The organism is Oligella urethralis DSM 7531 (genome assembly GCF_000372065.1).
Taxonomy (GTDB): domain Bacteria; phylum Pseudomonadota; class Gammaproteobacteria; order Burkholderiales; family Burkholderiaceae_B; genus Oligella; species Oligella urethralis.
In genome coordinates, this window is the sequence record NZ_AQVB01000007.1 from 106,210 (window position 1) to 116,883 (window position 10,674).

Below are 10,674 nucleotides of genomic sequence, written 5' to 3' on the forward strand. Positions count from 1 at the left end.
ATGAAAAGCAAAGCTAGGCGATTATTTTAAGTCGTTTTTAGCTGCGTCTAAAAACTCCTGCGAGATTTTTTGATCGGCTAAGAATTTCTCATAGGCTGGTGCTGATTTTTCTCGGAACGCCGCTAGCTGCTCAGCGTTTGGACGAATCACTTCCATGCCATGATTTGCAAGGGTTTCAATCCGCTCCTCAACCTTAGCCTCATTGAGCTGGCGGGCATTTTTATTCGCCTCTGCCACGGCTTCCATAAAGGCGCTACGCGTTTTCTCATCCCAGGCCTCAATCATTTTTGCATTGCCGACTAAAAACTGATCGGAATATTGAATATTGGCCAGGGTCAGGTACTTTTGAACCTCGTGCAAGCTACCTAATAGAATGTACATCGGTGGATTCATCTGCCCGTCTGCCACACCGGTTTTTAAAGCCATATATACTTCGGTCCAAGGAATAGGCGTACCGGACGCACCAAAGGCCTCATACAGCGCCACTTGGCTCGGATCCATGGCACGGAAACGTAAGCCTTTAAAATCATCCGGTGAGGCAATGGCTTTTTTGCTATTGGTAAAGGCTAAAAAACCACCCTCTTCAACGACCGCCAACATTTTTAGACCTGAACGCTGCTCCAAAGCCTCGGATACCATGGACCAATACTTGCCTTCATCAAAGAATTGACGTGCCGTAGCAAAGTCCTTAAACATAAACGGGGTGGCGCTAACATACACCTCTGGCACTAAGGGTGAGACACCAGCAAAGGAGGCAATATTAAGACTCGGCGTCGTCATGGTTTGCTCCATACGCGCCTCTTCCTCACCTAGCATGGAGTTAGGATAAAGCTTCAACTCAATGGCACCACCGGTTTTTTCCTTGACCAGTGCCTGTAAATCAGCAGCAAAGGCGTGCACCGCATTTTTCTCCGCATCGGGTGCACCGTTATAAGAAAGATTAACCACTTGGGCAGACAATGCGCTGCTAGCATAACAAGCCAAGCCGGCCGCCAAGGCGAGTAGTGAACGTGTAAACTTCATAGGAGCTTCCTCATTGCTAAAAATAATCTCTGTGTAAGGTAAAACATTGAACCGCGTCTGTCAATTAGGGCAAGTACAAAGCCGCGTGGAGCAATTCCTCCCTTACTTTATTTGAAGACTATGCACATTGCCACCCTCAAAATCTTCGCCCTTATTCCCAGTGCTCGGCCCACTATTCCCAGTGCTCGACTCACTATTCCCAGTGCTCGGCACGCTCTCAACGCCTCGAGCCTCTTCCAGTTTAAAACACAGCTACCTCCATAGCCATAAGCCATTTACCGCTCACTTCCTAAAGCCTGTACTTATCTAGCCATCACCGTATAATAAGATCATTGTTATTAACAACGCCCTTTCCTATTGATCGAACGAGTCATGACACAACACAAACACGATGCTTCCTTCTTTTTCCCCAACCCGGTTTCGCAGCGCTTTTGTAACCAATGTGGTGCGGAGCTTAGTCGCATTATTCCACCGGGGGATAATGAGCTACGTGACGCGTGTTTAGCATGCGGTGCGGTGCATTATCGCAATCCCTTGATCGTGGTTGGTGCACTACCGATTTATAACAACAAAGTCCTCCTTTGCAAGCGCGCCATTGAGCCGCGCTATGGCACATGGACCTTCCCGGCGGGTTTTATGGAGCTTTCTGAAACCACTGCCCATGGGGCCAAACGTGAAACCCTCGAAGAAGCCGGCGCTCAGGTTGAGATTGGTGATTTATTTACCATCATTGATGTGCCTAGCGCCAATCAATTGCATTTGTATTATTTAGCTCAAGCCCATAACGATCAGCTAGACCCCGGTATTGAAAGCTTGGAGGCCGCCTACTTTGATATCCAGGATATTCCTTGGGATGAGCTAGCTTTTAGAAGCATTCGTACCACCTTAGAGCATTATGTACAGGCCTTGGAAAGCGGTGATTTTGGGCCTTTTAATTACGTTATCGAATAAGCATGATGGCGCCACTTTATTTGATTGATGAATACAGCGATTTGCCCCCGAGCCACTTTGCCTTAAGTGATCCCGAGGGTCTAATTGCCGTTAGTCAAGCAGTGAGCGCCCGGTTGGTGTGGCGCGCCTATCATCAGGGCTACTATCCTTGCAGTCCAATCGGGGAGGAGCTCACACTCTGGTGGGCGCCTACAGAACGCCTGGTGTTAAGACCTCATGAGCTACATCTGTCAAAGAATTTTAAAAAGCAGCTCAGAGCCATTCGCCGTGAGGAACAGCATGCTTACGCTGCTATTCAAGTGACGGTCAACCAATGTTTTGAAGAGGTGATACAGGCATGTGCCGCCATTCCAAGGCAACAGGATTTTGATGGTGGTTGGATTTCTGATGAAATTATCGAGGCCTACAGCGAATTACATCGTCACGGCATGGCGCATAGCTTCGAAACGTGGCAGGATGGTGAGCTGATTGGCGGTCTTTATGGGGTGAGTTTAGGGCAAATTTTTTGCGGCGAATCGATGTTTAGTAAGCTTTCCCAAGCCTCACGCATTGCCTTTAGCCATGCAGTACCTTTTTTGGCACAACAAGGTATTCGACTGATTGATTGTCAACAGGACTCTGAGTATTTACGTAGCTTCGGTGCTACCTTAATCCCACGAGCGGATTACGAATTTTATTTACAACAATTAGCCTATGCCGCCGCACCCGTGCATTGGCCAAGCGGACGCATTTCATTGGACGGACAGTATATTCGCGCCGTATCAGCGGGTGAGGACAATGATGCAGTCCTTTAATCTCCACCTCTCCTCTCCCGTTAAGTGCAGCTATTTGGCGGACCAGCAAGCTAGCTCACAAGTTATCGTGCCTGCAAATCAGGTCAATGCCTCTTATTACGGTCCTTTGCTACGCCAAGGCTTTAGACGTAGCGGTGTTTTTGTGTATCGCCCTCAATGCGCTCAATGTCGTGCTTGTCAGTCGCTAAGGATTGATGTTAATCGATTCACCTTATCCAAACGCTTTAAGCGGATTATCAATAAAAACCGTCACCTGCATTGCCGTCGATTACCGCTGCGCTGGGAAGAGGCGCATTTTCAACTGTATCAGAAGTACCAACAACATCGACATGGTGAGGTGCAAAGCGAGCTCAGCATGCGTACGGATTATAAGGAGTTTATTCTGCAAAGCTATGTGGATAGTGCCTTGCTAGAGTATCGTGATGCCAACCATCAATTAAAAATGGTCTCCCTCATTGATATGAGTGATGACGGGCTATCTGCCGTTTATACCTTTTACGATCCCGAGGATAAAACAAGTTTGGGGCATTATGGTATTTTATGCCAATTGGATTTATGTAAAGTGGCAGCCAAACCCTGGCTTTATCTAGGCTATTGGGTCGAGGGTTGTCAAAAGCTCAACTATAAAATGGACTATCAGCCCGTTGAGATTTTCCGAGACGGGACGTGGATTCCTTATAATCGTGATTAATTATTATTTTTAGGGCGTCTTGTTATGCTTTCAACAATCAACTTTTATCCCCTGATACGACCGCTATTATTTCGCATGGATGCAGAAACGGCGCATCATAAAACCCTAACGATGTTAAATAACCTCTCCAAGATTGAGGTGTTAAAAAAATGTCTAAGCGCTGATATGCCACAAACGCCTAAAAAAGTCATGGGCCTGACCTTTTTAAATCCCGTTGGTTTAGCTGCTGGCTTGGACAAGAACGGTGAGTTTATCGATGCCCTAGGCACCTTAGGTTTTGGCTTTATCGAAGTGGGCACGGTCACCCCTAAACCACAAGACGGCAACCCTAAGCCTCGCCTCTTTCGCATTCCCGAAAGAGGATGTTTGATTAATCGTATGGGCTTTAATAATCAAGGTTTAGATAGCTTTTTAGCGAATGTACAAACGCATCAATACCGTGAATACGGGGGTATTTTAGGTTTAAATATCGGCAAAAACGCAGCCACGCCCATCGAGCATGCAGTTGATGATTACCTAATCGGTCTACGCGGTGTCTACGCACATGCTGACTATATTACTATCAATATCTCCTCACCGAATACTGAGAATCTGCGCTCACTACAAGCTGAGGATGAGTTAGATCGCTTATTAAAAGCCTTAGTGGATGAGCGTGAAGTACTAGCCCAAGCCCAATCTAAGCAGGTGCCTATTTTATTAAAAATCGCGCCAGACATTAGTCAAGAACAATGCATTGCCATTTGCAATATTGTGCGTCATCACCGACTAGACGGTGTGATTGCCACCAACACCACACTTTCCCGAGAGGCGGTGCAGGGCCTGCCACATGCAGATGAAAAAGGTGGTTTATCAGGTCCGCCGGTACATGCCATGTCACTAGAAGTGATTAAAACCTTGCGTAATCATTTAGGACCTGATGTCGCAATTATCGGGGTGGGTGGTATTAGTCATGGACGCCAAGCCGTAGAAAAGCTGCAAGCGGGTGCTGATCTTGTACAACTTTATACAGGCTTAATTTACCAAGGCCCGCAGCTGGTTAAAAACTGTGTTCATGCGATCAAAGCTGCTGGTCTTTAAGCTCCAAAGCTAATCTGCAACCGCATAAAAAATACCGTCAAATCAATCGATCTGACGGTATGTTTACTTTGATGTAGGCTGCAACTCGTCTAAGACTGCAGCTACAAAGCTAAGTAATTACTTAGCAGCTGTTTTAGTAGCTGGTTTAGCTGCAGCAGCCGCTTTAGTTGCATTTTCAGTAGCTTTTAAAGTAGCACTTGTAGCAGCAGCTAAGTTATTTTGAGCAACTTCAGCCGCTTGTTTAGCAGCCTTGTTGATAGAATCGTAGGCGTTGCTAGCAGTAGCAAAGCTTGATTTCAATAGAGCGATAGCGCTTTCAGAACCAGTAGGTGCATTTTTAGCAAACTGCTCTAAAGCTTCTTCCATTTTCTTTTGAGATTCAGCTACTTGCTCTTCAGTAAGCTTGATAAGCTCTTTGCTTACTTCGTTCATGATAGCGTACACGTCTTGCGTATAAGCAACGGCTTTTTCAGCGTTAGGCTGAGCGATAGCAGCAACGTAGCTAGCAGCTTCTTGAGGATCTTTTAACTCAGCAACTTGTTGAGTTTGGTCAGCAGCGTCAGCGATAGCGCTTTTAATAGCTTTTAGGTTTAAATCAACTAGTTTTTCGAAACCGCTGAATAAAGAACCCTGAACAGAGATAAACGTATCGATGGCTTCTTTTTGACGCTGTAATAATTGCTGTTGAACTTGGTTATTCATAATAAATTCCTTTTTAGTACGAGACAGTTTAAATGGGAGTACTTCATCGTTGATGCAGCATATTATGAATCCTATGTTGCATCGCAACAATTGTTATTATTCCAAAGAAGACACTCTCTGTCAAGTGTTTTGTTGCATTGCACAAACAGATTGGCGAAAAGAAATGATATATAAATCAATTAGCTAGCAGAGCTTATAAAAAGCAACCCAGCTCGCGAGAGATGTCTTTGGCGGCACGTTTTAAGTCCTGACTCCACGCATATTGGATACGTGCAGCCGGCGCAGACAGGGATAAACCAGCCACGACCCGTCCCTGCTCATTAAGAATCGCTGCTGCCAAACAACGCACCCCCTCTTCTAGTTCCTCGTTATCAATGGCAAAGCCCTGCTGATGAATCGCCGCTAATTCATTTTTTAATCGCTGCACTTCATTGACGCTTTTGGCGGTACTCGCCGGAATACCGGTACGTTGCACATAATCCAGTAATTCCACCGCATCAAAATCCGCCAAAAAGAGCTTACCTACGGCAGTTAAATGCAAGGGGGCTCGTCCGCCAATGGGTCGCACCACATGAATGCCTGATTGACCGCTCCAACAGCGTTCGATATAAACAATATCATCGCCCTGTCGAATCGATAAATTAATGGTCTCACCGGTTTTTCTATGCAATTCCTGCATTTGCGGATAGGCTAATTCCTGAATATTGAGTCGATTTTTAACCAAATGGCCTAACTCCAACAAACGCAAACCGAGTTGATAGCGACCGCCTGGCAAATGCTCGACAAACTGAGCAAGCACTAAGTCATTTAAAATTCGATGACAGGTAGAAATATTTAAGTCGCTCTGCGCCACCAAATCCTTAAGACTCAAGGGCTCAGTTGATTGAGCGAGTAACTCCATCAACCGCGCCGCACGCTCAAGTACCTGAATCGAATATTTAGACCTACCCTCTGTCATCGCTGTCCGCCGACACTAGAAACTAAAACGACCGCCGACGCGCAACACCTCACCGCGCAAAAAGTCATAGGCTTCCTTAAGCGAGCTCTCGTTTTTACCCTTAACCCCTAAATCTATAAAGCCAGGGGTATCACCTTGCGCCATTTTAGGCAAACTAAAGGTCGTCACATCAGGCCAACGGCTCTCAATCTCCTCTAATGAAGGCGCAATTCGTGACTCGGGGATATGATAGACATTCACCGCCAAGGTTTTAGTGGGGTTATTTTGCAATGCCAAGTACTTATTATCCAGCACCCACTCAAACATCGCCCAAGCCATTTCAGGAAAACCGGGTACAAAGGTATGATCCTTAATAAAAAAGCCAGGGATACGATTATAAAAATTAGGCACAATCTCAGCGCCCTCGGGAAACACCCCCATGGCTAAACGGCGCTGGTTTTCAGGGGCGCCCATATCCTGATCAATCTTACCAATGGCGGCGCGACTCATTACATACTCCATAATCAAGGCCTCAGCCTCTGGATGAAGCACTAATGGCACGCCGAGCGCCTTAGCCGCAGCCTCACGGGTTTTATCATCTGGGGTGGCACCGATACCACCGGTAGAAAAAACGATATCACCACTGGCAAAGGTTTCTCGATAAATTCGCACTAACTCATCTAAGTCATCGCCAATAAAGCGCGCCCACGATAAGTCCATACCTCGTGCACTAAGCAACTCAATCACTTTACTCAAATGCTTGTCTTGACGACGACCAGATAAAATCTCATCACCGACGATGATTAAGCCAAACTTTCTGGACTTAGGCATAGGGGCTCCCTTATGATTTAACATGTGTTAGTAAATTGCACATAATAATAGACGGCATTTGCGAATTCAGGTATAAATGCTGATGCAAAAGATTAATAGAAGTTTATCAAATCGCTTCTACACTACGGGTTTATCCATGTCTTTTTTTATAAAAGCTTTTGAACACATTGATGAAATTCAAGCGGCGCTTGCAGCCAACAATCAACGTATTGTGGTCTGTTATTGTGCCGCTTGGTGTCGCACCTGTGATGGCTACTTAGAGGCCTTTAAGGAACTGAGCCAGAAGTTTCCCGAGCAGGTGTTTTTATGGGTGGATATTGAGGATGAAGAGTCCTTACTGGACGATTTGGATGTAGAAAATTTTCCCACCATTTTGATTCAAGAAGCGGGCAGCAATCGATTTTTTGGCACCATGCTGCCTTATATTGCCCATCTGGAGCGGTTGTTACTAAATACGCAGGAGGGTCAGGTCATCAAAAGTGATGAGGGACCTAGAGCGATTAGCGAGCTACTAGCCGCAGGCGCGACCGATAAGTAGTCGCCCCAAGACTGACTTGATACGGCTTATTCTCGACTAGATTTTCTACCACCACCGAGCAAAACCGCCAACATTGGCTCTTGCCGTTCGTGTGAACGTTGTGGTTTGCCGGTGGCTGCTGGTGCATCACTTAGATCCGGCTCATACGGCTTATAGAAAAAGGCATCAATCGGTTCACGCTTCGCCTGCTGCTGATAGGAGCGACGTGGCTGCTCTTTTGCCCGTTCAATAAAGGTCTCAGGAATGGTTAATTGCGCTAGTTGCAGATCCTGCTTAACCAGCTCCTGGATATTGGCTAATAGCATTGATTCCTCGGCCTCATCATAAAAGGCAATGGCCGTCCCTTTGGCACCAGCACGCCCTGTTCTACCGATACGATGCACATAATCCTCGGGATTAAAAGGTAAGTCATAGTTAATCACACAAGGCAAGCCAGCCACATCCAAACCACGTGCTGCCACATCCGTTGCCACCAATACCTGCACCTTAGCCGCTTTAAAATCCTCTAGCGTCTTAGTCCGTTCAAATTGCGAACGATCCCCATGAATGGGCTCGGCCGATATCCCCTCTTGCACCAAAAAGCGACTTAATCGATTCACTTCGAGCTTGGTATTAGCAAACACAATCACCTGCTCTGAATAATGCGTCATCAACAAATACAACAGGGCTGAACGCTTATCCTGCGCATTGACTTGATAGACGATTTGAGTCACGGTATCTGCGGTCTGATTGTTATTTGCCACGGTAATTTCAACGGGATGGTTGAGAATACTCCGAGCTAATTTACGAATATCGGGACTAAAGGTAGCGGAAAACAACAGATTCTGACGTTGCTTAGGCAAATAACTAACAATTCGCTCAAGATCAGGCATAAAGCCCATATCCAACATACGGTCGGCCTCATCTAGCACCAAGACACCCACTTGGCTTAAATTGACATTTTTTTGTTCTAAATGATCTAATAAACGGCCGGGGGTTGCGATTAATAACTCGCAACCTTGGCGCAACTCATCCCGTTGGGGACGAATATCAACCCCACCATAAATGGCGGTGGAACGTAAGGCAGAGGTACTACAATAGCGCTCGACATTTTCTGCCACCTGATCAGCCAATTCACGGGTCGGCGTTAAAATCAAGGCACGCACGGGATGACGTGCAGGCGAAGTACTGTGACTCGCAAAAGGCATGATGCGATGCAAGACCGGCAAGGTAAATGCCGCTGTCTTACCCGTACCGGTTTGCGCCGCCCCCATCACATCACGCCCAGCCAATACGGCTGGAATCGATTGTGCCTGAATTGGGGTGGGCTTTGTGTAGCCACTATGAGCAATGGCTTTTAACAGGTCGGGATGTAAGCCGAAGTCCTCAAATGATAACTGCTCGTTGTCGGCAGCGGGACTGCTATCGGAGCTGCTTGAATTATTATTGTTATTACTTAAATGACGCTGCATATGGATTTGTAATACCTACTTCTCTATAAAATCTATGTTGTAAAGCTCATTTTACTACAGGGCGTCTTAGCTACCCTGATTAATAAAGAAAAAAGCAGATTCATCGATTAAGTTGCTGAGGAAACTCCCATTATTCACTCCTAATAAGTCACAATCACAGCCCCAATGCAAAGAGAATGATTCATTTAACATCAGCTATCGAAGGCTCTATTGCTAAGCATCACTCGCACGAACAGCTCTGCACGATAGTGTGGGTCCTGGCTTTTTCGTCCAAGATTGGTTGGGTATGAGGGGGGGGGTGTAATTGTCGTTAAGAATCGGTGAGCTCAAGAAAAATAGATCTTATCTCTCTCAACGGTCCTTTAAACGCTTAAAGACAGCTAACATTTCAGGATCTAATAGCTGCTTCTCTAATGATTTGCTACGCTCACCTAAGAATGCTTCAAAATCACTTTCAGGAATTGCGTCGATATAATGGGCCAGTTTATTATGTTGAACACTGCGAAAGCCTAGATCTCGACTTGCCATTTTTATTCGCGCATCTTCAATTGAGGGTTTTAAATAAGGATTATCTTCAGCCTGACTGATCAATAGATCGAGCTCTATGGGTTGAAGTTTACGCCCTAATTCCTGACTCTTTTGTTTCATCTCATTGGCTAAGCCATGTTCAAAGCTAGCTATTAGATTTAAAACTTCGGAGTACATCGTATTACGGACCTTATCTTTTTCAGAGAGTTTTAATATCTCTCGATACTCAGCCGCATTCTCACGGAAAACTGCCTGATATATTTTATTAGTATAAATAGCGTATTTAATATTTGGCATATTTAGATACTGCTCTAAAGCATCGCTAAACTCTTTGCGATAGCTCTCTTCTCTAAATGCTGCTGGCAGGTAATCCGATACACGTTGATTAATATACTTTGTGTGTCCCCCTGCTTTTTCCGCAATCAAATCTATGACAATATCTAGCATACGGCTGCGAATTGCCTTGGCAACATCGCTTTCAGTCACCAACATTGCTAAATTTAAGAGCGTTCGAAATGTAAAAATCCCAAGTACTGGAGTTTTAGGGCTGATGTTAGCGACACTCATGTCGCTAACATAGCTTGATTTTAGTGACTGCAAAGCTTTACCGCGAATGACTCGATAACCATTTTCAGATAACTCTTCAGCATAATCGCGCAAATAGCGATCTACTGTGCGCTCATCAATCGCTAACAGATTCGCTATTTCCTCTTTTATAAAAACAGTTTCTCCCTCAAATTTACGACCGCCTAATTCCAGATGTTCCTTTAATTTTGATACTGCATATCGATTATTTAAAATATTTTTACGGGCAACATTTGATTGATTGACATCCTCCCCGGCCTGAAGGCCGGAGATTCCTACGGCGCTCAGCTGCGGCATTGAGCCGCACCTGAATCGCTTCGGTGGGTTTCTGCTGCTGGCGGCATGACTGCACCGCTCACTTCACAGGCGAACCGGGCGTGTCCCGCCCTTAGAACATTGATCGCGCCGACGAGATCGGCGTTTTCCTCGAAACCGCATTCCACGCACTCGAACCGGGCTTGCGTCTGGCGGTTCTCAGCCGACACATGACCGCAGCACGGACAGCTGCGGCTCGTATTCTGCGGCGGCACAGCGATGAGGTATCCGCCGTTCCACGCCAACTTGTA

12 protein-coding genes are annotated in these 10,674 nt (G+C 45.9%); 5 read left to right on the forward strand and 7 right to left on the reverse strand.

The window, feature by feature from the left end; genetic code table 11:
• Positions 1–21: 21 nt before the first annotated feature.
• Positions 22–1,023: a TRAP transporter substrate-binding protein DctP gene (dctP, locus tag A3GA_RS0105935; RefSeq protein WP_018026477.1), complete on the reverse strand. Its 1,002-nt coding sequence runs from the start codon at positions 1,021–1,023 to the stop codon at positions 22–24.
• A gap of 372 nt (positions 1,024–1,395) precedes the next feature.
• On the opposite strand from dctP, the gene A3GA_RS0105940 reads away from it, so the two are divergent.
• The 4 genes from A3GA_RS0105940 to A3GA_RS0105955 are packed head-to-tail and all read left to right on the forward strand — an operon-like array spanning position 1,396 to position 4,536.
• Entirely contained in the window at positions 1,396–1,974 is a 579-nt protein-coding gene (locus A3GA_RS0105940; protein ID WP_018026478.1) for an NUDIX hydrolase, read from the forward strand.
• Positions 1,975–1,976: 2 nt separating this feature from the next.
• Positions 1,977–2,768, forward strand: a complete 792-nt coding sequence (gene aat / locus A3GA_RS11405; RefSeq protein ID WP_244264049.1) for a leucyl/phenylalanyl-tRNA--protein transferase — start codon at positions 1,977–1,979, stop codon at positions 2,766–2,768.
• The gene (locus A3GA_RS0105950; RefSeq protein WP_026156835.1) at positions 2,752–3,459 is read left to right on the forward strand and encodes an arginyltransferase; all 708 of its coding nucleotides are present in this window, start codon (positions 2,752–2,754) and stop codon (positions 3,457–3,459) included. Before aat ends, A3GA_RS0105950 begins: the two co-directional genes overlap by 17 nt.
• 24 nt (positions 3,460–3,483) lie before the next feature.
• A complete protein-coding gene (locus A3GA_RS0105955) occupies positions 3,484–4,536 on the forward strand; it encodes a quinone-dependent dihydroorotate dehydrogenase (RefSeq protein ID WP_018026481.1) in 1,053 nt (350 codons plus the stop codon).
• Positions 4,537–4,653: 117 nt separating this feature from the next.
• Here the strand turns inward: A3GA_RS0105955 and A3GA_RS0105960 are convergent, their stop codons facing one another.
• From A3GA_RS0105960 to A3GA_RS0105970, 3 genes are all read right to left on the reverse strand, one after another.
• A complete protein-coding gene (locus tag A3GA_RS0105960) occupies positions 4,654–5,238 on the reverse strand; it encodes a phasin family protein (protein ID WP_018026482.1) in 585 nt (194 codons plus the stop codon).
• A 193-nt stretch (positions 5,239–5,431) separates the two neighbouring features.
• The gene (locus A3GA_RS0105965) at positions 5,432–6,196 is read right to left on the reverse strand and encodes an IclR family transcriptional regulator (RefSeq protein ID WP_018026483.1); all 765 of its coding nucleotides are present in this window, start codon (positions 6,194–6,196) and stop codon (positions 5,432–5,434) included.
• A 15-nt stretch (positions 6,197–6,211) separates the two neighbouring features.
• A complete protein-coding gene (locus A3GA_RS0105970; protein WP_018026484.1) occupies positions 6,212–7,006 on the reverse strand; it encodes a competence/damage-inducible protein A in 795 nt (264 codons plus the stop codon).
• An 82-nt stretch (positions 7,007–7,088) separates the two neighbouring features.
• Here A3GA_RS0105970 and A3GA_RS0105975 point away from each other — a divergent pair, with 82 nt between their 5' ends.
• Entirely contained in the window at positions 7,089–7,544 is a 456-nt protein-coding gene (locus A3GA_RS0105975; protein WP_225792204.1) for a thioredoxin family protein, read from the forward strand.
• 26 nt (positions 7,545–7,570) lie between these two features.
• Here the strand turns inward: A3GA_RS0105975 and A3GA_RS0105980 are convergent, their stop codons facing one another.
• The 3 genes from A3GA_RS0105980 to A3GA_RS11985 form a co-directional block, all read right to left on the reverse strand.
• Positions 7,571–8,995, reverse strand: a complete 1,425-nt coding sequence (locus A3GA_RS0105980; protein ID WP_018026486.1) for a DEAD/DEAH box helicase — start codon at positions 8,993–8,995, stop codon at positions 7,571–7,573.
• 351 nt (positions 8,996–9,346) lie between these two features.
• Positions 9,347–10,405 carry a hypothetical protein gene (locus tag A3GA_RS0105985; protein WP_018026487.1) on the reverse strand — a complete coding sequence of 353 codons (1,059 nt, stop codon included), beginning with the start codon at positions 10,403–10,405 and terminating at the stop codon, positions 9,347–9,349.
• The coding region (locus tag A3GA_RS11985) for a zinc ribbon domain-containing protein (protein WP_018026488.1) at positions 10,393–10,674 on the reverse strand (282 nt) is incomplete at its 5' end. The genes A3GA_RS11985 and A3GA_RS0105985, both read right to left, overlap by 13 nt.